This is a genomic window from Vibrio sp. JC009, assembly GCF_029016485.1.
In the GTDB taxonomy this organism is placed as follows: domain Bacteria; phylum Pseudomonadota; class Gammaproteobacteria; order Enterobacterales; family Vibrionaceae; genus Vibrio.
Window position 1 is genome coordinate 1,454,509 of the sequence record NZ_CP092107.1, and the last position, 23,432, is coordinate 1,477,940.

Here is a 23,432-nt window from a genome sequence, read left to right on the forward strand (position 1 = left end):
TTCACTATTATTGACATATCCTTCCAAAGTCATTAGTAAACCGGGGAGCATCAAACACACTTATCTCCGGCAATACCTCCTCAAATTTCTCTATATTGACCAGTGCGCTGTGAGCAGCCGTACTCTGTGACAGTTTTGATGTCCGTTTGTCATGGGTCAGGACATTTGGGTTGCCATGTTTATCCAGGCTGTTTTCTACGCCCGGATCCTGCGGGTCATACCATGAACCTGTGCATAGGTAGATGGTTCTTTCCCTGATGTCTTCTGTAATCACAGCCCCGGCAAGGCAGGCGCCTCTGTCATTGAAGACTTTGACTATATCGCCATCTTTAATGTCACGGGCTTTTGCATCAACCGGATTAATCATGACAGGCTCGCGCCCTTTAATTTTGAGGCTGCGGCTATAACTGCCCGGATCAAGCTGACTGTGCAGTTTGGTTTTAGGCTGGCCTGAAATCATATGCAGCGGGAAGGTATTCGCCTGTTCCGAATTTAGCCACTCCGTTGGAGGCAGCCAGGTGAACTGTCCCGGACAATCTGAATAGCCAAACGAGGCGATGCGTTCGCTATAAAGTTCTATCCTGCCGCTTGGTGTGGTTAAAGGGAATTTATCCGGATCACTGCGGAACTCTTGCAGCAAAACCGTATCCGGATTCGGGTCTGGAAGGTCGATAATGTCCCCTTGCAGGAAGGTATCAAAATCAGGAAGGTCAATGCCCAGATCTTTTGATTTAGGGATCAGTTCCTGCCACATATCCTCCAGCCACTGGCGTGAATCTTTGTTGAGTGTAAACTCTTCCTCAATACCTAAGCGCTTAGCGATTTCAGTAAAGATATCAAATTCATTACGCGCCTCACCGACCGGATCAATTATGCGGGGCATAGGGATCAGGCTGTTGTCGCGGGAGCCTGCTCCAATATCTTCCCGCTCCAGCGTTGTGGTTACGGGTAAGACGATATCGGCAAAGCGCGCCGTTGATGTCCAGTTGATTTCATTTACGATAATGGTTTCAGGCTGCTGAAACGCCTTAATCAGCCGGTTAATATCCTGATGATGATGAAATGGATTTCCGCCGGCCCACCATACCATGCGGATATCAGGATAGGTCAGATTCATGCCGTTGTACTGATATTCTTCACCAGGGTTGAGCAGCATATCGGAGAGGCAGGCGACAGGAATAAAGGTATTTACACCATTGTTACCTTTAGGGAAAGCAGGCCAGTGAACCGGACGATTCATCAGGCCAATCCCGCCGTCAGAGCCGTAAGCGATGGCATAACCGCTGCCGGGTAAACCAATCTGGCCAAGCATGGAGGCCAGGGTGACTGTACCCCACAACGTCTGCTCACCATGCTCTGTTCTCTGGACGCCAGCTGCCGTGCAGATAAAGGTGCGCGAGCTTGCCATCTCGCGAGCCAGTTGCCTGATGCGCTCTGCCGGGATTTCAGATAAAGCGCTGGCCCACTCGGCAGTTTTAGGTGTGCCATCTTTCTCACCAAGAAGGTACGCCTTTACTTCATCAAAACCGACGGTGTATTTATCCAGAAATGCCTGATCATGCAGGTTTTCAGTCAGAAGCGTATGTGCCAGACCCAGCATGATAGCGGAATCGGAACCCGGAACCGGGGCCAGCCATTCTGCGTCAAGCTCAGCAGGTGAGTCTGACCGGCACGGGTTAATGTCGATAAAGCGTATGCCTGCTTCACGACATGCCAGTAACTCGCCTTTCAGGCGGTGACGCGAGCAGCCACCGGGTGAGGCCTGAGCACTTTTAAGTGGGATGCCGCCAAACATCACAACCAGCTCACCTTCTTTAGCTATGGTAGACCAGCGGGTGCCGGTGAGTGTCAGCTCATCAAAGTCACCGACAATATGTGGCAGTAATACCAGTGCGGTGTTGTAGCTGTAGTTGCCTTCACTTTTTACAAATCCGCCAGCGCAGTTCAGAAAACGTTTAAGCTGGCTTTGGGCGTGATGAAAGCGTCCGGCACTGCCCCAGCCATATGAACCGCCGAATATGGCTTCATTGCCATGCTCTTTACGGGTTGATTCCATGGCTTCACTGATAAGATCGAATGCTTTTTCCCAGGAAACTTCCACAAAGGGTTCCTGACCACGTTTATTGTTTTGGTACTGAGGTCCGTTTTCCAGATAGCTTTTGCGAACGGCAGGTCGTTTAATTCTGGCTGGCCCGTAAAGAGAGCTATCCATATTCTCATTGATTCTGGACGGATCCGGGTCAGCAGGGTGGGCATTTACACCCACCAGTCTGCCATCTTTCACTTCCGCAATCCCTGCGCCCCAGTGGCTTGAGGTTGTATACTTTTTCATTTTAACGTTACCTGCCTACATTCTGACTCAATCTGTATCGAGTCCATTCAGAGTGAAGCAGTGTAGTGGCGGGAATGGTGAATGTCGAGAACCCAATTTGTTGTCTGAATCAGGTGCAGTCTTTCCAATTATATTGCTCTGCCAGTTGAGCCAGAAGTTTGGCCTCTTTATCCGATTCTTCTTTTACCCATTCCATCACTTCATCCACAATTGGTGAGTGGGTTCTCTGGTGGCAGTAATACTGCCACGGGCTGTTATGGATTTCGGTGCCTTCGGGGCAGACCAGAAAGCCTCTTTCAATTTCGGGCAGTACCAGCAGCAGGTCGGTTACCGTGGCTCCCTGGCCTGAAAGGCAGGCACTTAATGCCAGATCCAGCGTATAAAAAGTGGTATTGCGGCTGTTTCTGCGATCATCCCGCCCGGTGCTGCTCAGCCAGACTTTCCAGTCGGTATGATCCAGAGTGGGGTGCAGTCTGGGTAAGCTTAATATGCTGCCGGGCTGATCGTTTTGTGCAAGCAGCTGTCTGGCACAAACTGGCGCCATGTACTCTTTGCGCAGGGTGAAGATTCCCTGAGTTCTGGCAAAGCGGTCAGGGTTGCGAGAGGTAAAGATCAGCAGGTCATAATCGTCACTTTTCAGGCTGGCCTCTTCGTCGATGGCCGGTATCACCACTATTTCATGGTCAGTATATCGCTCGCTAAGCGCGCTGATCTTAGGAATAAGAGAGCGGGTGGCGTAACTTAACCCGGCCTTAATCACTATCTTCTTCTGGGCGGGTTCATTCCAGGAAGCAATCAGGGCTTCGGTGGCCTGATAGTTTTTCAGCAGCACACTGTATAGCGCCTGTCCCTTTTCGGTTAACTCAATCGCTCTGTGTCTGCGAATCACCAAAGATGCATTGAGCTCATCTTCAAGTTGTTTTATCTGCCTGCTTACCGCGCTTTGGGTTACGTTCAGCTGATCGGCTGCCAGAGTAAAGCTCATCAGTCTTGCCACGGCTTCAAAGACTTTAAGGCTGTTGTGCGAGTAAGGAATGTGCGGATAGGGCGTCATAATAGATTCGCATGAGTTTAAGGAATGCCAGAATGGCATAAATGTTAATTGAACACCAGAGTGATAAGTCTTATTTTTGCCGGGTATTTTTGAGGTAGATATGAAAAAGATTCTGACGCTGGCATTCCCCCTGATTATTTCTCAACTGATCGCCATGGCATTGGTGCTGACCGATATCTGGATGATGTCCAGACTGAGCATTGCCGATTTGGCCGCTGGCGGGCTGGGGGCTTCTGTTTATTCATTCGTGTTTCTTATCCCGGCAAGCATTGTGGGTTGTGTGGCTAACCTGATTGCGATTGCTTACGGGCAGCGTGTTGCACGCCCGGAACACGGTAACAGACAGATCCGCTTAGCGGTAAAAGGCGCTGTCATGCTTTCGGTGATCCTATCACTGCTGCTGACCATGAGCTTTAGCTTGGCTCCTGAGCTGCTCAGATATGCGCAGCAGCCGGAGGATGTTATTACTACCGCCATGCGTTATCTGGACAGCCTGAAATGGGCAATGCTACCGACACTGCTGCTTCTGGTACTGCGGGGATTAACCAGCACCTTTGGGGATGCCCGCTCGGTCATGGTTATGTCCGTGGTGACTGTTGCCCTGAATGTACCGGTTTCTTATCTGCTGGCCTTTGAGCTTAACTATGGGATTGCCGGTCTTGGCGCCGGAACGGCTCTGGCTGCTTTTATTGTGATGGTCGGCTATGCCATCTGGGTATTTCGTCGTCCGGGATATAACGCCTTTGCTCCCTGGCTGCACACAGAAGAGTACAGTGTCCGTCTTATGTCCCCTATGCTGAGTATGGGGGTACCCATTGCCGTTGCAGGGATTCTGGAACATGGCCTGATTTATGGCGGCACACTGATGGCCGGAATACTGGGCGTGGCGTCACTGGCGATGCATCAGATCCTGCTTCAGTGTCTGAGCTTTACCTGGAATATCAACTTTGGCTTCTCTCAGGCTGCGGCCATTCTGGTTGGCAAAGATTTTGGCGCAGCAAACTTTTCCGGGATCAGAAGGATCTGCAATATGAGTTTTATGCTGGTAACGGTGCTGAGCTCAGTGATGGCGGGGCTGTTTATGTTCTGGCCGGAAGTTATCGCCAGCTTATTCCAGCAGGAAGGTTCTATTGATACAGAGCTGTCGCAGTTGTTGTCATCGCTGATCTGGATAGTCGCGCTTTGCTTTGTGGTGGATGCATGGCAACTGCTTGCAATTAACCTTCTTCGTGGGATGAAGATAGTGACAGGGCCTACGGTAATGACAGCAATCGGCTACTGGCTGTTCGGTCTGCCTGCTGCCTGGCTGCTGATGCAGCAGTATGGTCTTGGCGGTATCTGGGGCGGAATAGGTGTCGGGCTTGGTGTGACAGGCATCCTGTTGCTGGCTCAGTTGCTGTTTGCGGTTAAGCCTAAGCCGCACGCTCCGGAGATGGCTGCGGTGGTATAAACTGCGCTCTTGTATATTACCTCGCGGGTTGCATTGTTATGGCGGTTCGTTCGAATCTATGTCTCGCTTCTGGACAGAAGAAATGAGACAGAGTAAAAGCTTTAATTTACCGCTATTTGATAATTAAACCTTATCAATCAGCTCTCAATTTCTTCGGATAAGCGGAGAGCATCCTCCAACTCAACACCTAAATATTTGATGGTGTTTTCGATCTTGGTGTGACCTAGCAAAAGTTGAATCGCGCGAATATTCTTAGTCTTCTGATAAATCAATGTGGCCTTGGTTCGGCGCAATGAATGAGTGCCATAGAGATCAGGGTTGTGACCTAAAGCAAGTGCCCAACTGCGTATGATTTTACGATAGTATGAGTAACTTAAAGGTTGTTTTGACTTTCGTGGGCTTGGGAATAGGTAGTCCGTTGGTTGCAAAGATTGCTCTTTAATCCAATGGCTCAGTGTTTGCTGTGTTCTCTGAGTAATTTCAAACTGAACGTCATTGCCAGTCTTTTTCTGAACATACTGAACACGACTGAATACTAGAAAGTTTGATGAAATATCCGGCTTTCAACAGTATGAATGACGTTGCAATTGCTCCTGATGGTACCGTGTTTTTCACTGACCCACGCTTTCTCGGGGATGAACCGCGCTCACAACCCGTTTATGGTGTTTATGCTGTAGATAAAGATCTTAATGTGACACTTACCTTGGGTAATGTACAAAAACCAAATGGCGTTGCCGTTTCACCTGATGGAAAGACGCTATATGTGGCAGAGCACTATATCAATAACGACAATCTATTTACCTATGATGGAAAAGAAGCGCTTATCCACGGCCCTATGCGTGTATTGGCCTACGATCTTGATGGCGTGAAAGTAACCAGCAAGCCTCGTGTTGTCGTTAATTATGATGGCCCTGATGGAATGGTGACCGATACCAATGGTAACTTGTATGTTGCTTCACGCGCAGAAGATCATGTGGGTATAGAGATCTTTAACCCACAAGGTGAATTGATTGATTTTGTACCAACACCAGTAAAACCAACTAACGTTGCGTTAACTAATGGAGAGTTTAAACACAAGCTGTATATCACAGCGGGGGCTTCTCTGTTTGTTATCGATACGCTTTCTGAAGGTTGGTAAACGCTGACACAACAACAGTTTCGTTCATAAATAAGTATTTGCTTACTATTAAGCCAGTAACATAAGTTGCTGGCTTTATGTTATTTAACTGAAGTTTAAGAAGTAGTGATTATTGTAACAAACCCCAATAGTGACTTGGCTTTATATCTATTTTTCTCTACAGAACTATTCATTACCATTGACCTCAATTAGTGGCAAATACAACCATTGGAGAGGATATAAAGAACATGAAAAAGACTTTATTAATATTAGCTCATCCAAACTTGGAGCAATCAGTCTTTAACTCAATATTAATCGATGGCGTTCGTGATTTAGGTAATCTGACTATCAGGCATCTTGATAGCTTGTACGGTGGAGATACAAAGGCGATTGATGTTCCGTTAGAGCAACAGTTTTTAATGGAACACGACAGAATTGTATTTCAATTTCCTTGGTACTGGTACAGCAGCCCCGCGATGCTAAAAGCCTATCTTGATGAAGTGTTTACTTATGGGTTTGCATTCGGCCAGATGGGAGACAAACTTCGTGGTAAGGAGCTTAAAATAGCGTCAACAATTGGAGCTCCTGAGTACGCATATCAATCAGATGGATTCAATAATTTCACTATCAACCAACTGACCTTACCCTTCAGGCAGACTGCTTACAAAGCAGGTATGAAATATACAGAAGGCTTTTTCTTATATGGTTCAGGAGGGTCGATTTCACGCAACGAACTCATGCAAAGGCTTATTGAATACAAAAAAATATTAACTGAAAAATGGCAAGAAGATAAAGCGATGTAGAGCTTTATTTATTCTTATCCGACACAGAGTAACTCTTCTTTTAAATATAATTAGACATTCATAGCTTGTTGTCACGATAGGCTATGAATAACAGGTATAAACATGAATACAACTACGCAACGTATATCGCTAACTTATGGTGTGGGGCTGACTCTTTTAGCTGGCTTCCCACTTTTTACTTTGCCACCATTAGGCTTAGATATTTTTCTACCATCAGTACACCAAATTGGTGAGTTTTTTGGCAGTCACGAAGTTCCCACACTGGCCATTAGCGTATATATGCTTTTCTTAGGCTTAGGACAGCTTTTTTGGGGAGGGATGGCAGACGCTTTAGGAAAGAAAAATATCGCTCTAATTGGCCTTGTTATTTTTACAATAAGCTCATACATGATTTCTATCTTGACTCAAGACGAATCATTGCAGTTTTTGCTGCTAAGAGCATTGCAGAGTTTTGGGGGGAGTGCTGGATTCACAGCAATATTCGCAATAGTTCGCACACGCTTTGATGGTGAAATATTGAACAAAGCATACAGTTACTTAAACGGAATTTTGGCTTTAGTACCAGTGAGTGCACCTTTGGTTGGCGCGTATATTGCGGAGCACAACGCTTGGTTTACCTTATTCACGGTTATGGCTGTGCTCGGAGGTATCAGCTTTATCTGGATTATGCTTTCGCTGCCAAATGATAGATCAGGGTTAGAAGTCAAATCGGAACAATCAAATAGAGAAGACATTTTTCATCGCTACCTTTCCGTAATAGTTAATACCCGGTTTAGAACATATTTATTTTTTGCTCTAATTGCACAAAGCTTGTTTATTTACATTCTTACTGTTGCTCCTATGTACCTAATGGGCAAACTGGGTACGTCTCAGGTCGCATTTGGTCAAATGTTCATGATCATTGCTTTGGTTTTTATGTCAGGCAGCTTCCTGTCACCGAAATTAAGCGTTCTATTGAGCACTAAAGCACTGATTGCATTATCACTTTCTTTGATAGTACTAGGTGGTGTGGTGATGTTTTCGCTTAGCAACATCTTAGCCTGGTATTCACTTATTCTTCCTCTGGTCATTGTCGCTACTGGCTGTACTATATTGATGAGCAGTAGCCCAGCCAAGGCTTTAGCCGACTTTAAAGAGAGTGCTGGGATCGCAAGTGGCTTGTATACTGCTACAACATTTGGTGCCGGTGCCTTGCTGGCAACACTGTTTGCCATGCTTGCTGATAGTACTGATTTGACTCAAGTTGCATTGGTATACACCCTGTCAGGTTTGTTTGCTCTAGCTATCTTTGCTTTAAATAAAACAGTCAGAAGATAGCGTTATCAAGTGTTCATCAAGCTCAGTGAATTCACTGGGCTTTTCTGCGTTTCATCCGGTCATTACTTACTCTACTTTGAGTTATTAGTTTACTTTTTTCTTCATCTTTTTTGCGCTCCTTTATATAAGTAGGAACTATTGGTAAGCCTGTATTTATTCTTTAAAAATAACAACTTAAAAGAATTTTAATTAGTGAAAATAAACTCAAGAGTTAATTGGTTTTATCTCCATTTTTCGATGGACTTTCTCTCGCTATTCTTTACTCGTTAGCCAAGGGCTAGGACAAGAACATATTGGAGATAGAAATGAGTGAATTCAAAAATAAAGTTGTCGTTATTAGTGGTGCCGCATCCGGTATTGGTGCTGAAACCAGCAAACTATATGCTGAGTTAGGTGCTCATGTAATTGGCGTTGATCTGTCACTAGCAGATGAAACTGCAGCAGAGATAAAAAAAGCGGGTGGCAGTGCTGAATTTATTACTGGTGACGTCAGTGCTGAAGAAACCTGGATCAAAGCAGCAGAGCTAGCTGAGGTGAAAGGTGATGCAGATATCATTGTGAATATTGCTGGTTACAGTTTGATGGAAGACAACGCTGAGACGCTTTCTACGGAACTTTGGCAAAAAGTATTAGGTGCGAACCTGAAAGGCCATTGGTTGGCTGCAAAACATTTGCTACCAGGTATGAAGAAAAAAGGCGCTGGCTCAATTGTTAACATGTCATCAGCAACATCTCTTGTTGGTGTGCCTAACCACCTGGCATATAGCTCTGCGAAAGGTGGTGTAGATGCGTTGACACGTCAGTTAGCCGTTGATTATGCACCATACAATATTCGAGTGAATGCCGTAGCCCCAGGTCCGGTTCGAACACCTATGATGAAAACCAATACGGAAGAGAAAATGCAAGAAATCGTTGATGCTGTGCCACTAAAGCGTGTTGCGGAGCCACGAGAGCTTGCTGAAATTATTCAATTCCTGAGCTCTAAGTCTGCGAGTTCTATTACTGGCGCTGTACTGCCTGTTGAAGGCGGAATGACTATGGCTATGTAGCCTTTAACTCGGAACTAATTTGTTAACTGTGGAAGCAAATGCTTCCACTTTTTTATAGGACTAAATCAATGAGCGAGCAACAATCAGAATTTACTGTTACTACCCCGTTGGCGAAGAAAAGTAGTAGCGATAAAAGCTTGATCTTCTTTAAGAAAGCTGATGGCATATCTTACGAAAGGTTCTTACACGTTTGGCGTAAGTTGCACTATCCAATGGCGTATTTATTCAGTTTTGACGGATATGTACAGAACAGTAAATTACCAGCACAACCAAAAAACATGACATCTCCTTATGATGGTGTGGTTGGTGTCTGGTTTGATACGCAGGAAGCCAAAAGCAGCACATATGCTAGCCCATTCTGGCATATTATATCTCGACAAGAACCTATGATGCTTAAGCAAGATTCGATGAGAGTTTTGAATGTGGATGAGTATGTTGTATTGGACGGCCCGATTGAAAAGGATCAATGTTATTCAAAGCTCATTATTGCTTCCGAAAAAAAACCGTCAGTGAGTCATGGTGCGCTGAAAGATTATTGGCTGAGTCAGCACGCTTTTGATGTAATTGCTCTCATGGTCGAAAATGAAGGTTTATTGCGTTATACAATATCTATCGTGGACAACTTACCAGAGCAAATCAATAGTGCTGATACCGAAGGAAATTACTCAGTAGTAGAAGAGTTTTGGTTTCAGGATACTTCGATGTTAGAGCAAGCGTTAGCTAGTAAAGAGTGGCAAGCTCAAAAACAGGCAGGCAGCAGTTTTGTAAGCAGGCAAGACGAAATTGTCTCAGAGGAATTTATAGGTCTTTTACCGACTAATTATAGTTAACCAGAAAATAGCCCTGATTGGGTACAGAAAACTTAAACAGGGCTATTATGATTTATTTATGCCAACTTCTGCCTTAATGCATCAACGAGAAGCCTGGCTCCTTTTGGCACACTTCGGTGTGGATAGACAGCATAGATTGGGAGTTCTGTAGGAAATGCCAGTTCAGGAAAGAGGTGTACGAGCTCGCCTGATTCCAGATATTCATCGGGCATATAATCCATAACCAGACAAAATGAGTTACCAGACAATGCTGCTTGCATCATCAGGTCGGCATCATTAGCCATAAAGTAATGATTTAATTTCTCTTTTACTAACTCTTGCTCCTGGTTGAAATAGCGTAGCTTATCCTGAGTAAACCCTCTTCTGTGATAAACAGAAGCAGGGAGCTTCACAAGCTCGCTAACTGAGCTGGGGTTACCATGTGTGTTAATAAAATCAGGACTGGCAACCAGCATTAACTCTACATCGCGTAGTTTGGTCGCAATGAGGTTGGAGTCTTTGGGTTGCCATTGACGAATGGCAACATCGTAGCCTTCTTTGATGAGATCCGTACGGTCGTCGGTTATTTCCAGTTCAAACATGAGCTCTGGATATTGTGCCTGTAGCTCACGTATTGCAGGGCCGATGTACTTTCGACCTATAAACTCAGGGGAGGTTACACGAACGGTACCTTGTACTTTCTGAGTGTATTCGTCAGGTATATCATTGACTTCATCCAGTAAGGCTTTCATCTGAACGGCCTTTTCGTAGATTTTTTCTCCCACCTCCGTTACGGACATAGAGCGAGTAGAACGATTGAGTAGTACCGCACCTAATTGACTTTCCAATGACTTTATATGCTTCGTCACCTGCCCAGGATCGATATTACGCAGCCTTGCTGCCCCAGCAAAACTTCCTTGATCCACCACATCCATAAACACAAAAAGCAACTTACTGTCGTTCATAACTATTTTCCAGACCTCAACATAGTTCAATTGTAGGCACAATACTACGAGGTGAGAATAGGAAGTTCTGCCAATTCATTATTGAGATAATTCACAAGAGTAAATTGTGTTTATTCTTATTTTTCCCAAAAGACTCCCTGTTTATGATGCCTTCAGAAACTTGAGATAACACTTTTCACGCAAAGGACAAGTGTTATCCGGCAAACATAGACTAGTGAAAAATCGTGAACTAAAGAGTGAGAATGGTATGGCAGAAATTCGAGCCAGAGTAACCCTTCATATTGGTGTTAAGAGCGATATTGAGGTAGAGCTGCTCTCTTTTTATGGTCTGAATACTGATAAAGAGCATGTAGCTCTGATATTCAAAGCGGCTGAGGCTATTTCTCCGGAACAAACACCATTGGTTCGTATTCATTCTGAGTGTTTAACAGGAGATGTTTTTCATTCCTCGCGTTGTGATTGTGGTGAGCAGCTTAATGAGACGATTGAGAAAATGGGTAAACAAGGTGGCATCATTCTCTATCTTCGTCAGGAAGGTCGAGGTATTGGGTTATACAACAAAATCGATGCCTACGAGCTTCAGAGCGCGGGCATGAATACCTATGAAGCTAACCGGCATCTTGGGTTTGATGATGACCTTCGTGATTTTAGCGAAGCTGCCCAAATGCTTAGAGCACTTAATGTCGAGAAAGTTAGATTAATCACGAATAATCCTAAGAAAATAAAGGAACTGCAGGCGCTGGGAATCGGCATTGAAGAAGTGTTACCTACTCTCGCCTATGTCAAAGATGGGAACCAAGCTTATCTGAAAGCGAAGGCTATAGAGGGCGGGCATCGACTGCGGCTCTAATTGCGATATTCATCCTTCTTGTGAAAAAACACAAGAGTGAATTGGGTTTATCTCTATTTATCCAGTAAAGGCTGCTGTTTAGCATACCGTCATTGATCGAACGTAACGCAAGGAAATAGACGATGAGCAATGTTGTTGTAATCTCAGGGCACCCGGATCTTACACAATCTCATACGAATAGTGTGATTCTGAATGAGCTAAGTGATCAGCTAAAAAATATTGATATTCGTAAACTGGACGCACTTTACCCAGACTACAAGATTGATATTGAGGCAGAGCAAAAAGCACTGATGCAAGCCGATGTAATAGTGATGCAGTTCCCTTATTACTGGTATTCCGTCCCTGCTCTGCTAAAGAAATGGATTGATGATGTATTTGCCTTCAACTTTGCTTTTGGCCCTGAAGGCGACAAGCTTAAAGATAAACACTTTATATTGTCTTTCACGGTCGGTGGAGCCGAAGAATCATATCATCCACAAGGTTTTAACCACTTTAGAATTGAACAAACACTGCATCCTCTAGAGCAGCTCGCATACTTATCAGGGATGAACTACCAAAAACCAATATATACCTATGGCATGGTCTATATCCCTGGTGTGTATAACAAACTGGAGGACGTTCAGGAAAAGGCGCGCCTTCATGCTAAGCGACTATCTAATAGCATCAATAGCGCATTGAATTCAGTAGAAAGCCGCGTTAATCAGTTTGTTAAGAAGTGGTTTTCACAGTTTGACTTACTCCCGGAAGATGACTCTTACTTTATCAAGCAGTTGTCCGAAAATGTTGAGCTAGAAGTACCTGAGGGAAGCTTCAAGGGACATGCAGGGTTCAGGGACTGTTATAGCAATATCCGTAAAACCATCAAACCTGGTTGTCGACATGAAGTGCAACAAGTGCAAGTGAATGACAAGGGAAACGGGCAATATAATGTCGACCTAAGAGTCAAATTTGCTGCCGAGACTTACACTGGCGAAAAAATTGAAATGCTAATAAACGAGCAGTGGTTAGTAACTTTATCAAGCAATGGCCAAGTTTCGATTCACCAGTACCTTGCTAATGTGGTTGGTCAATAAATAGGTTATATCACTTTTTCTCAAACCATCGTTTAATTGCTTGAAGGTATGTAAATCAAGCGATTAAACGATACATTTCCAGCTTAAAACTCGGTGTGTACCAAAGATCAACCATCCTTAGCACACACCCTAATCTCTAACTAGAGTTGATTATTATGAGCAAAAAGAAAGTGTTGGTTATTGGCTCTACCGGTCAGGTTGGTAGTCAGGTCGTTGACCAACTTAATAAGATGTCAGATGAGATAGAGCTGATTGTTACGTCCCGTCGTCAGTCACAGGTTGATGAATGGAATACTCAGGGACGTAAGGCAGTTTATCTGGATCTGGATGAGCCACGCAGCTTTGGAGTTGCTCTTGCTGGTGTAGACAGTGTTTTTCTACTAACAGGCTACACCGTTGATATGTTGGTTCAGAGCAAAACCTTGGTCGATGCAGCGGTTAAAGCAAGTGTGCAGCACATCGTACACTGGGGAGTTTTTCCAAACCCAGATGTGACAGACGCACATTTTGTCTGGCATCAGATGATAGAGACTTATATTGCAGCGAGTGGCTTATCCTGGACGAATCTGCACCCCAACTATCCGATGGAAAATCTTATCAATGTGACGCCTATACAGGATGGCAAATTCCCGATTTATTCTGGGAATGCTCGTTGGGGGTGGTTCGCGTTGCAAGATGGTGCAGAAGTTGCGGCAGTTGTTTTGCGAGACGGACCAGAAAAGCATCATGGAAAAGACTACTGGCTGAGCACAGAATCACTGAATGGTATTGAAGCTGCAGCAGTTCTGACAGAAGCGCTGGGTGTTCAAATTTCTTGTGAGGTTCGTACACCAGATGACCTCGAAGAGTTTCTTCGCTCTGGTGATTTTGAAGTAGAGCCTAAGTACGCCGCAGGCGTCGTAGAAGGGATGAGGCAAATGCAAGATGGTCGAATGGCCTATCTGGCAACGGTGCGTGACGATGTTCCTTATGTTACGGGTCGTGCGTCGTTAACGCTAAGAGAATGGGCGGTAAAGCATCGTGATGCTTTACTGGGTGCTTAGGCTTTATTATTTACGAGTATTTCTAATATGGTGCGACAAACATTCAGCAAACTAGCACTAGCTAGTGCAATAGCAGTATCGATGTTTTCTTGTGTCACAGCTGCAGAGCAGGACAATGAGCTCCGTCTATACGAGTTGGATGGCGGTTCATTAATTCTTGGGAATAATAACTTGCTTTCAGACACCGACAGTTTTTCCGGAAGCTCGATGCAAATGAAAAATCCTGCTTATCTGATTAAACATGGTGAAAACTGGGTGCTCTGGGATACCGGTCTACCCGGCTACATTGCAGAAAAGAAAGATGGTGTTCAGTACGGCTTTTGGAAAATGTGGATGAATAAAACTTTGCCGGAGCAACTTAATGAACTCGAGCTTACTCCTGGTGATATCGATTATGTAATTCTGTCCCATACCAATATGGATCATACCGGAAATACCAATCTGTTTAAGAATGCCATATTGATTATTCAGGAAGAAGAGTATGAAGTCTTATTGAATGAAAAAGCTGCGCAGCGCAATCATCTCGCTCCAGAACTACTCTCTTGGTTTATCTCTGGAGGGGGCAAAGATAACGTACGGCTATTGCATCGTGACGAAGACATTTTTTCCGACGGTGCTCTCAAGTCTATTTTTCTTCCAGGTCATACCCCTGGCCATATGGCATTGCTGGTAAATCTTAAAGAGGCAGGGCCAGTTATCCTCGCTGGTGACTTGTGGCACTCCAACGCCAACCGATTAAAAACCCAGTTACCCGATTTTAACTCCAGTCGCTCAGATACATTAGCTTCATTTGAGCGAATGGAGGAAGTGTTATCGAACACTGGTGCAAAACTGATTATTCAACACGAAGTTAGTCCAGAACATCTCTTGCCGGACTTCCCGGCATATCTGGACTGACGATATTCTATGAAATAAGGAATAAAAGATGCTTTTTAATAACCTCAAAATGGGTCAGTTAGACCTGAGAAATCGTGTCGCAATGGCACCAATGACACGCTCTCGTGCAACCCAACCTGGTGATCTGGCGAACGATATGATGCGTGAATACTACCGTCAGCGCGCAAGCTCCGGCCTATTAATTTCTGAAGGTATCCCAATTTCGACTCTGGGTCGTGGGTTTTCTTTCACTCCTGGCTTATATACTGATGAACAGGTTGAATCCTGGAAGCCAGTGACAAAGGATGTACATGAATTAGGCGGAGCTATCTTTGCTCAACTATGGCATGTTGGTCGCACATCACATAAAGCGATTACTGGTGGTGAGTTGCCAATCTCTTCTTCACCAACAGAGGGTGTAAGTCCGGCATTTGGACCTTTGCCGGAAGGTGGTTACGGCTTTCTAAAAACTGAGGTGCCTCGCGAGATGACTCACGGGGATATCAAAGAAGTTATCCAGCAGTACGTGGTAGCAGCAAAAAATGCAATAAAAGCTGGCTTTGATGGTATTGAGTTCCACGGTGCCAATGGTTATCTGATTGAACAGTTCATGCACAAGGCAACTAACAAACGTACCGATGAGTACGGTGGTAGCGATGAAAACCGCATTCGCTTTGCTGTTGAGGCAGTCACAGCCGTGGTAAATGCGATAGGTGCCGATAAAACCGCGATCCGTCTCTCTCCTTACTTGACTATTGACCATCCGGCAGATGATTTAGATATGCCATCTACTGTGATCAAATTTCTTGAAGCAATCGAGCCACTAGGCATTGCCTATGTTCACTTCTCAGAAAACGTCATGAACTTTAGAGAAGTTCCATTAAGCTTCCGTAAACTGGTACGTGATGTATTCAGCGGTAAAGTTATCATTGCTGGTCGCTACACGAAAGAATCAGCGCAAGAGATGTTGGATACTGGTCTGGTTGATTTGGTTGCTTTTGGCGAACCATATATTGCTAACCCTGATTTAGTATATCGCTTTAAGCACGATATAGAGCTAAGCGAAGGTCATCGTGAGTCATATTACGGTGGAGCAGAAGAAGGACTTATTGATTACTCGGTGGTTGATCCTGAAGTATTTGCAACTGATCCGGCTAAGGTGCAAGCAGAAGATTTTATCCTCAACTACTACCGCAAGTTTGATGCGCGTGAAATCGCAGAAGCATTTACGGAAGATTTCGACTGGGATGGCTTCCTGATGAGCACACCGGATCGGGAAATTCGCACAGAATCGGAGTACCAGCAGTTTTACTCTGAAACCAGTGAAGTCTTTACTAAAAGTGCTCACAAGGTTGAAAACTTTATGCTGACCAGAAAAACTAAAGACAGCATAGAAGCGGCGTGTGATGTTACGTTCACAGCACAACAAAATCCAGAGCCGGTAACCGAGATTGAAGTAAAAGGTCGTGTTCGTTTTGTATTAAAGCAAGGTTCACAACCAGGCGCTTGGAAAATTAATCAATATTTGGTTGAAGCTAAGTAACAGAGTGTACCCTTCAGATACCTTAGGCCAGGTGAAACGTAATGTTTTACCTGGCCTTTTTGTTATGACATAAGAGTGATATTTGAAGGATTGATTACAGTGAATTAGTTTCGGCCTAGCTCTACCCTGACATTAGGACTTTCTATTAAGAATAAATATAGAAATTATCCTAATGCAGGAATTGGTATGATCTTCAGGTCACTCATTGCTTCTTCGTCACGCAGCTTTTTAACCGGTGCATATTCAGGAGAGTCATGCCAGGTCTGTGTCGCTTCAAGGGAAGGCCACTCCTGAATAACACAGACATCTGCGCCTACTTCACCATGAATCGCTGATGGAGCCTTATTTACCGCGATAGTTTTACCACCATAGATTTTGGTGGTTTCAGACACCTGCTCTGTGTAGCGCTTGAATGCCTGCATGTCTTTGATTTTAAATTGAATGTAAACATAAGTTGGTTGCATATACTTCTCCTTAGATTTATGAATTTAGTGCAGACAAGGTTTCTTCGATACCAATGAAATGGTGCATATTACGCTTTTGAGTTGTAACCGGTAGATGATAATAGGTTAAATCAGTTATAACTAAAAGTTGAAAAAGTGACGGCATGTTTTAGGCTAGTATAAGTGTGCATAACCAGCGATTATCGAGGCCAGTATGATCCCTTCACAACTACCACTCTTTATTGTTGCCGCCCAAGAAGGCAGTTTTTCTGCCGCCGGAAGAAGGTTAGGGATCTCTGCTGCTGCAGTCAGTAAGGGGGTTGCGGTACTTGAAAAGCAGACAGGTGTAAGGCTATTCCACCGCAATACCAGACAGTTTTCTCTTACTGAAGATGGTGCAACTCTGTATCAGCAGGTATCTCCGTTGCTGTCTGAGATTGAAAACAGTATCGACGGTCTGGCTGAGCAGAACAGAAATCCTGCCGGGAAAATACGGATAAATTTGCCAGACAGCTTTGGCCGTGAATTTATTATGCCGCATATCCCCGAGTTTCTTCAGCTTTACCCGGACATTCAGTTGGATTTGGTGTTTGACGATCAGGTGCTGGATATTATTGAAGAAGGCTTTGATGTCGGTGTGGGTAACCAGATAAACGAGGATAGCCGGTTGGTAGCCCGTCCGCTGTATCTGATGCAGGGAGGTATTTTTGCCAGTAGAGATTACCAGGAATTATCCGGGCTACCTCAGTCAATTGAGGAGTTATCGGAGCACAACTGTATCACCTACAGACCACTCTCTTCAGGACGGAAATTTTCCTGGCCCCTGATGGACCCCGCTGGTGAACATATTCAGTTTATCCCCAGAGGAAATCTGAGCATCTCCAATATAAGCGCCGCTAAAATAGCGATGCAGCAGAATCTTGGCCTTGCCTACATGGGCCGTTGGCATGTGGAAAAAGATCTGGAGAGGGGAGATGTTGTACCCGTTTTAGAATCTTCCTGGATTGAACCAAAACCGGTCTGGATCTACTACTCTTCACGGGAGAACTTACCGAAACGTATCCGCTTGTTTATCGATTTTATTGTGGACCGGCTTAGTAGCTAAATCTGTTTTGAAATACCTGACAGGTACCTAATTTTCGACCAACGACTGCTTAAGCTGCTCGATAAGCAGCTTCGTTCCTTTTGTTGCCCCGCGGTGAGGGTAAACGGCGTAGACGGACAGCTCTGGTGGCAGTGATAAGTCTGGTAACAGTTGGATCAGCTCACCTGAATTCAGATATTCATCAGCCATATAATCGGCAACCTGAGCAAATGCGTTGCCCGCCAATGTTGCCCGCATAATCAGATCTGCATCGTTAACGATAAAGTTCCCGTTTAAGCTTTCTGCAACCAGTTCCTGCTCATGGTTAAAATACTGCAGTTTATTCCGGTACAAATTTTTTCTGCGATAAAGGGAAGCGGGGAGCGTCTCAAGATCTTTTACTGACTCAGGCTTGCCATGCTTTTGAATAAAGGCCGGGCTGGCAACCAGTTTAAAGCTGACGTCTCTGAGCTTTACTGCGATAAGGTTAGAGTCTTTAGGTTCCCACTGGCGGATCGCAACATCGTAGCCTTCTTTAATAATATCTGTGTGGCCGTCGGTGATCTCCAGTTCAAATACCACATCTGGATACTGAGCCTGTATTGCACGTATCGCCGGCTCCACATACTTACGGCCGATAAAAACGGGCGAGGTAACCTTAACCACACCCTGCACCTTCTGTTGATAGTCTTTTGGGATATCGCTGACTTCATCCATTAAAGCCTTAATCTGCCTCGCTTTGGCATAGACTTTTTCACCTACTTCCGTGAGAGACATTGAACGGGTCGATCGGTTAAGCAATACGGCACCCAGTTCACTTTCCAGTGCCTTAATTTGTTTGGTTACTCTGCCGGGGTCTGTATTGCGTAGTTTGGCCGCATTTACAAAGCTGCCCTGATCAACAACATCCAGAAATACAAGTAAGTGTCTGCTTTCGTTCATTGATATCTCCTAATTCCGAACCGTGGCAGATGAGAATCATATCAGGAACTGGCACCCGTAAGTGATCTTCTCATTAGTACCTTGCCGTTCGCCTTAGTGACTTTATGCAGTGGTTTTTAGAAAGTATGTCCTGTCTACGCAAATGGCATAAAATCATTCGCATCGTAAGACATCAGGTCTAGTAGGCGTTTGTTGATAAACAAGGTTTCACGACCGACCGCTTTCGACTCTAAGATTCCAACTTTTTCCAATGACTTAAGTGTTGAAATAGCTGCTTGTCTGGATTTAAAAGATACTTTGCGAACATCCATGTATTTTTCCGTTAGTTCACTGTAAATCTCGATGGCTGTATGTGTGTTTAGTGGACGAGCTTTGTAACCTGTGATCAAACTGAAACCTCGGAACATGGCTTTTTTGTACCGAAGAACCTATCTCATTTAACCAACTCATTATTGTAAAAATCAACAAGAGTTAATTGTTTTTATCAGCATTTTTCTCATCTCAACGCCAATTTATGATGTCAGCATATGACAATAAACTGGCAAGGAATAAAAAATGCTTTTTAGTAACCTGAAAATGGGTCAGTTAGACCTGAGAAATCGCATTGCGATGGCACCAATGACTCGTTCACGGGCAACACAGCCAGGTGATCTGGCAAATGATATGATGCGTGAATATTATCGTCAGCGTGCAAGCTCTGGTCTGCTTATCTCTGAGGGTATTCCGATCTCAACGCTGGGTCGTGGTTTTTCTTTCACACCGGGTCTGTATACGGATGAGCAGGTTGAATCATGGAAGCCAGTAACTAAAGAGGTGCATGATCTTGGCGGTGCAATTTTCGCTCAGATCTGGCATGTAGGCCGTACTTCGCATAAAGCTATTACAGGTGGAGAATTGCCAATTTCATCTTCTCCGACTGAAGGGGTAAGTCCTGCGTTTGGTCCTCTGCCGGAAGGTGGTTATGGTTTCCTGAAAACCGAAGTGCCGCGGGAAATGACTCAGGGCGATATCAAAGAAGTTATTCAGCAGTATGTGATTGCGGCTGAAAATGCAATTAAAGCTGGCTTTGACGGGATTGAGCTTCATGGTGCAAATGGCTATCTGATTGAGCAGTTTATGCATAAGGCTACCAATAAACGCACCGATGAGTACGGCGGTAGTGATGAGAACCGGATCCGCTTTGCTGTTGAAGTGGTAACGGCGGTTGCTAATGCCATTGGCGCGGATAAAACGTCAATTCGTCTTTCTCCTTATCTGACGATTGATCATCCGGCTGATGATCTGGATATGCCGTTAACCGCAATCAAGTTCCTGGAAGCGATTGAACCTCTGGGAATCGCTTATGTGCACTTCTCAGAGAATGTAATGAACTTCAGAGAGGTGCCTTTATCTTTCCGCCAGCAGGTACGTGATAACTTCAGCGGTAAAGTAATTATCGCAGGTCGCTACACCAAAGAGTCAGCGCAGGAAATGTTGGATACCGGCCTGATTGACATGGTGGCTTTTGGCGAACCTTACATTGCTAACCCTGATCTGGTGTATCGTTTTAAAAACGATCTGGAACTTAATGAAGGTCATCGAGAATCATATTACGGCGGCGCAGAAGAAGGCATTATCGATTATCCGGTGGTTGATCCTGATGTGTTTGCAACCGACCCGGCCAAACAGCAGGCTGAAGCCTTTATTCTGGATTACTACCGCAAGTTTGATGCGCGTGAAGCGGCAGAAGCGTTTGAAGAAGACTTCGAATGGGATGGTTTTCTGATGAGCTCTCCGGATCGAAAAATTCGTACTGAGCAGGAGTATCAACAGTTTTATGCTGAAACGAGTGAGGTCTTCATCAATAGCGCTCATAAGGTCGAAAACTTTATGATGACCAGAAAAGCAAACGACAGCATAGAGGCTGCTTGTGATGTTACTTTTACAGCTCATCAAAAGCCTGAGCCACTAACTCAGATAGAAGTAAAAGGCCGCATCCGCTTTGTGCTGAAGCCGGGGGAAAAGCCAGGTTCCTGGAAAATTAACCAGTACCTGATTGAAGCTGCGTAGAATCTCTGTCGGTTTGGCAAAAATACATTGCCAAACCGACAGATAGTATATGCGTCTGTACACTCAGATTTTTCTGGAAATTCGCTCAGTAATAATAACCTTGCGATCATTTGTCAGATCCATTGACCACTCTTCGTTTGTCGTCACATTAATCTCCTGACCATCCAGTGTCTCGGCCTTAACGTTTAGCGTCATCACTGCTTTATGCGCTGACTTAGTGCCTTTTTGAACGGTTAAATCTGACACTGTATGTTTAACAGTGCCGGGTTTTAACACCTTACGCAGACCTTCCATCCACTCAACAAAGCCTTCGTGCGCTTTGTAAACTTTGCCGTCAAAGTCGAAGTGAGTTGTCAGTGTAAAGTGAGCGGTGAAATGACCGTTCTCTTCCAGATCATCAGATGCCGGGAACCAGTCATTTAGCAGGAACTCTTTGATGTATTCCTCTTCTGAAAACTCTACGATGCCTTTAACTACGCCGATAAGCTCATCGGCATGATTTTTCGCACGTGCTTTTACCGATTTTTCACTGTGATAGATACCCGGTACATAGGCCATATCGTGGCTTCGTACTGCGCGGTGCCAGATCATACGGGTTTTCAGCGCTGTTTCTTCAAAAGGTGCAAGCAGGCTGTCAATGTAGAAATGGTTAGCACCGCCTGGCTTGTAGAAGGAGTCGCCACCGCCAGCGGTTGTTGAAACAATCAGGTGTTTACCCACAAGAGCGTTGCCGTTTGGACCATATGCCCAGCCAAACTCAAGAACCTCATCCATGTAGTGCTTCAGGATAGCTGGTGAGCTGTACCACCACCATGGGAACTGAAACACAATAACGTCAGAATCTAGCAGTGCCTTCTGCTCTGCTTTTACGTCAATCTGGAAGTCCGGATACAGCTTAGCAATGTCACGTATTTCTGCGTTAGGCATCTGTATATCCAGCTGACGGATGATCTCTTTGTTCGCATAAGACTGCTCAAATCTTGGGTGAGCAAGAATAACGGTAGCTTTCTTCATAATTAACTTACCTTAATCTATGGAATTAAAATTGCGGAAAATAACTGCCCGATATTATGGCTGCTGAGAAAAATTCAAGTAGTCGGATCCTGGTTGGAACTGATTCAATCATTAGTTACAGATAAAGAAGGGCGTTGTTGATATTTGTCAAAATAAGCAGGTATCTTTATTCCTCTCCTGCATATAATGCTATTATCATCCGATGCACATTACCTGTATTGAATGATTAAGCGATGGAAGAGCAAAGCCAAAACCTCTGTCTGACTGAATTTACCGATTCCATTCTGGAGAGTATTTCAGATGGCGTGTTTACGGTAGATAACCAGTGGAAAATCAGCTTCTTTAACCGGGCAGCGGAAGAGATTACCGGTATACCTCGGGAAGAAGCACTGGGAAGGCTTTGCTCTGAAGTATTCAAATCCAGTATGTGTGAGGCTGACTGTGCTTTGCGCCATACCTTAAACAGCACCAACCCCATCGTAAATAAATCCTGCTACATCATAGATGCCGAAGGGGAGCGGATCCCGGTTTCGGTATCGACTGCCGTTCTGAAAAACGCGGAAGGTGAGGTGATTGGCGGCGCTGAAACATTCCGGGATCTCAGTGAAGTGGAAGCGCTGAGAAATGCGCTGAAAGGCCGCTCTCAGGCGGGAGGTTTTGTCAGCCACAGCCCGATAATGCGCAACCTGTTTGAGCTGCTGCCTGCGGTTTCTGCCAGTACCAGTAATATTCTGATTCAGGGCGAAACCGGTACAGGTAAAGAGCTTCTTGCCAGAGCCATCCACGATATGGGTCCGCGTGCAGATAAGCCTTTTATTGCCATTAACTGTGGTGCTCTGCCCGATAATCTGCTTGAGTCAGAACTCTTTGGCTATAAAAAAGGGGCCTTTACCGGGGCGACTCAGGATAAGCCGGGCCGCTTTGCTCTGGCAGAAGGCGGAACCCTTTTCCTGGATGAGATAGGTGAGATCAGCCCGGCACTTCAGGTCCGTCTGCTGCGTGTGCTTCAGGAGCATACCTATGAGCCGCTTGGGGCGGTTCATTCTGAAAAAAGTGATGTACGAATCATCACCGCCACTCATAAAGACCTTACCCGTATGGTTGCAGAGGGAGAGTTCCGGCAGGATCTTTACTACCGGATCCATGTTGTTGACCTGAAACTTCCGCCGTTAAGAGCCCGCAAGGAAGATATTCCGCTGCTGGTTGATCAGTTTGTCAGAAACTTTAATCACCTTCAGAGCAGAGATGTGCAGGGGATATCCCCTGAAGCGCTCGGTTTTCTGATGGCCCATGACTGGCCGGGCAATGTCCGTGAGCTGGAAAATGTGATTGAGCGGGCCTTTGTGCTTTGCGCCGGCGGTTCTATCAGTCCGGCGCACCTGCCGTCTGAGTTTGGCGGATCGGTTGTACATGAAACAGAGCATGAAAATATCGGCTCTGCGCGCCAGGTTGCGGAAAGACAATCCATTGAAACCGCGCTTAAAAGGAATAAGTTCAACAGAGCCGCAACGGCCAGAGAGCTGGGTATCCACAAAACAACGCTGTACCGAAAAATGAAGTCGTTGCAGATCCCGTTCCCTGAGCAGAATGGTCGCAACCGATAGTTGCAGTAATGGTTT

Annotated in this window: 20 protein-coding genes and 2 pseudogenes; 14 read left to right on the forward strand and 8 right to left on the reverse strand. The window is 45.1% G+C overall.

The window, feature by feature from the left end; translation table 11 throughout:
* Positions 1-7: 7 nt before the first annotated feature.
* Both L3Q72_RS21430 and L3Q72_RS21435 read right to left on the reverse strand, forming a co-directional pair.
* The gene (locus L3Q72_RS21430) at positions 8-2,332 is read right to left on the reverse strand and encodes a molybdopterin guanine dinucleotide-containing S/N-oxide reductase (RefSeq protein WP_275132591.1); all 2,325 of its coding nucleotides are present in this window, start codon (positions 2,330-2,332) and stop codon (positions 8-10) included.
* A gap of 109 nt (positions 2,333-2,441) precedes the next feature.
* Positions 2,442-3,386: a LysR family transcriptional regulator gene (locus L3Q72_RS21435; RefSeq protein WP_275132592.1), complete on the reverse strand. Its 945-nt coding sequence runs from the start codon at positions 3,384-3,386 to the stop codon at positions 2,442-2,444.
* A 100-nt stretch (positions 3,387-3,486) separates the two neighbouring features.
* Here L3Q72_RS21435 and L3Q72_RS21440 point away from each other — a divergent pair, with 100 nt between their 5' ends.
* Positions 3,487-4,836 (forward strand): MATE family efflux transporter, encoded by a 1,350-nt coding sequence (locus L3Q72_RS21440; protein ID WP_275132593.1) that lies wholly within the window; start codon positions 3,487-3,489, stop codon positions 4,834-4,836.
* Between the two features lie 137 nt (positions 4,837-4,973).
* Here L3Q72_RS21440 and L3Q72_RS21445 read toward each other — a convergent pair.
* Positions 4,974-5,393, reverse strand: a pseudogene (locus L3Q72_RS21445) (tyrosine-type recombinase/integrase); the annotation flags it as partial.
* A gap of 14 nt (positions 5,394-5,407) precedes the next feature.
* Here L3Q72_RS21445 and L3Q72_RS21450 point away from each other — a divergent pair.
* The 5 genes from L3Q72_RS21450 to L3Q72_RS21470 all read left to right on the forward strand — a co-directional run bounded on the left by L3Q72_RS21450 (position 5,408) and on the right by L3Q72_RS21470 (position 9,952).
* On the forward strand, positions 5,408-5,974 hold the full coding sequence (locus tag L3Q72_RS21450) for an SMP-30/gluconolactonase/LRE family protein (RefSeq protein WP_275133768.1): 567 nt from the start codon (positions 5,408-5,410) through the stop codon (positions 5,972-5,974).
* A gap of 227 nt (positions 5,975-6,201) precedes the next feature.
* A complete protein-coding gene (locus L3Q72_RS21455; protein ID WP_275132594.1) occupies positions 6,202-6,756 on the forward strand; it encodes an NAD(P)H-dependent oxidoreductase in 555 nt (184 codons plus the stop codon).
* Positions 6,757-6,858: 102 nt separating this feature from the next.
* Complete coding sequence (locus L3Q72_RS21460; protein WP_275132595.1) at positions 6,859-8,073, forward strand: MFS transporter; 1,215 nt, start codon at positions 6,859-6,861, stop codon at positions 8,071-8,073.
* A 305-nt stretch (positions 8,074-8,378) separates the two neighbouring features.
* Complete coding sequence (locus L3Q72_RS21465) at positions 8,379-9,122, forward strand: SDR family NAD(P)-dependent oxidoreductase (RefSeq protein WP_275132596.1); 744 nt, start codon at positions 8,379-8,381, stop codon at positions 9,120-9,122.
* A gap of 68 nt (positions 9,123-9,190) precedes the next feature.
* On the forward strand, positions 9,191-9,952 hold the full coding sequence (locus L3Q72_RS21470; RefSeq protein ID WP_275132597.1) for an EthD domain-containing protein: 762 nt from the start codon (positions 9,191-9,193) through the stop codon (positions 9,950-9,952).
* 56 nt (positions 9,953-10,008) lie between these two features.
* On the opposite strand, the gene L3Q72_RS21475 is transcribed toward L3Q72_RS21470, so the two are convergent.
* Positions 10,009-10,896, reverse strand: a complete 888-nt coding sequence (locus L3Q72_RS21475) for a LysR family transcriptional regulator (RefSeq protein WP_275132598.1) — start codon at positions 10,894-10,896, stop codon at positions 10,009-10,011.
* Positions 10,897-11,143: 247 nt separating this feature from the next.
* Between L3Q72_RS21475 and ribA the strand changes: the two genes are divergently transcribed.
* The 5 genes and pseudogenes from ribA to L3Q72_RS21500 all read left to right on the forward strand — a co-directional run.
* Entirely contained in the window at positions 11,144-11,746 is a 603-nt protein-coding gene (gene ribA, locus L3Q72_RS21480; RefSeq protein WP_275132599.1) for a GTP cyclohydrolase II, read from the forward strand.
* Positions 11,747-11,868: 122 nt separating this feature from the next.
* On the forward strand, positions 11,869-12,819 hold the full coding sequence (locus L3Q72_RS21485; protein WP_275132600.1) for an NAD(P)H-dependent oxidoreductase: 951 nt from the start codon (positions 11,869-11,871) through the stop codon (positions 12,817-12,819).
* Between the two features lie 155 nt (positions 12,820-12,974).
* Positions 12,975-13,862, forward strand: coding sequence for an NmrA family NAD(P)-binding protein (locus tag L3Q72_RS21490; RefSeq protein ID WP_275132601.1), 888 nt, complete (start codon positions 12,975-12,977; stop codon positions 13,860-13,862).
* 27 nt (positions 13,863-13,889) lie between these two features.
* Positions 13,890-14,759 (forward strand): N-acyl homoserine lactonase family protein, encoded by an 870-nt coding sequence (locus tag L3Q72_RS21495; RefSeq protein WP_275132602.1) that lies wholly within the window; start codon positions 13,890-13,892, stop codon positions 14,757-14,759.
* A gap of 28 nt (positions 14,760-14,787) precedes the next feature.
* A pseudogene (locus L3Q72_RS21500) lies at positions 14,788-15,855 on the forward strand (alkene reductase); the annotation flags it as partial.
* A 590-nt stretch (positions 15,856-16,445) separates the two neighbouring features.
* On the opposite strand, the gene L3Q72_RS21505 reads toward L3Q72_RS21500, so the two are convergent.
* Entirely contained in the window at positions 16,446-16,745 is a 300-nt protein-coding gene (locus L3Q72_RS21505; protein ID WP_275132603.1) for a DUF1330 domain-containing protein, read from the reverse strand.
* Between the two features lie 193 nt (positions 16,746-16,938).
* Here L3Q72_RS21505 and L3Q72_RS21510 point away from each other — a divergent pair, with 193 nt between their 5' ends.
* Positions 16,939-17,829, forward strand: a complete 891-nt coding sequence (locus tag L3Q72_RS21510) for a LysR family transcriptional regulator (RefSeq protein WP_275132604.1) — start codon at positions 16,939-16,941, stop codon at positions 17,827-17,829.
* A gap of 27 nt (positions 17,830-17,856) precedes the next feature.
* On the opposite strand, the gene L3Q72_RS21515 is transcribed toward L3Q72_RS21510, so the two are convergent.
* Positions 17,857-18,750 carry a LysR family transcriptional regulator gene (locus tag L3Q72_RS21515; protein WP_275132605.1) on the reverse strand — a complete coding sequence of 298 codons (894 nt, stop codon included), beginning with the start codon at positions 18,748-18,750 and terminating at the stop codon, positions 17,857-17,859.
* Positions 18,751-18,884: 134 nt separating this feature from the next.
* Complete coding sequence (locus tag L3Q72_RS21520) at positions 18,885-19,061, reverse strand: hypothetical protein (RefSeq protein ID WP_275132606.1); 177 nt, start codon at positions 19,059-19,061, stop codon at positions 18,885-18,887.
* Positions 19,062-19,305: 244 nt separating this feature from the next.
* Here L3Q72_RS21520 and L3Q72_RS21525 point away from each other — a divergent pair, with 244 nt between their 5' ends.
* Entirely contained in the window at positions 19,306-20,799 is a 1,494-nt protein-coding gene (locus tag L3Q72_RS21525) for an alkene reductase (RefSeq protein WP_275132607.1), read from the forward strand.
* Positions 20,800-20,862: 63 nt separating this feature from the next.
* Here the strand turns inward: L3Q72_RS21525 and L3Q72_RS21530 are convergent, their stop codons facing one another.
* Complete coding sequence (locus L3Q72_RS21530; protein WP_275132608.1) at positions 20,863-21,813, reverse strand: NAD(P)H-dependent oxidoreductase; 951 nt, start codon at positions 21,811-21,813, stop codon at positions 20,863-20,865.
* A 233-nt stretch (positions 21,814-22,046) separates the two neighbouring features.
* Between L3Q72_RS21530 and L3Q72_RS21535 the strand changes: the two genes are divergently transcribed.
* Entirely contained in the window at positions 22,047-23,417 is a 1,371-nt protein-coding gene (locus tag L3Q72_RS21535) for a sigma 54-interacting transcriptional regulator (RefSeq protein WP_275132609.1), read from the forward strand.
* The last annotated feature ends 15 nt before the right edge of the window (positions 23,418-23,432 follow it).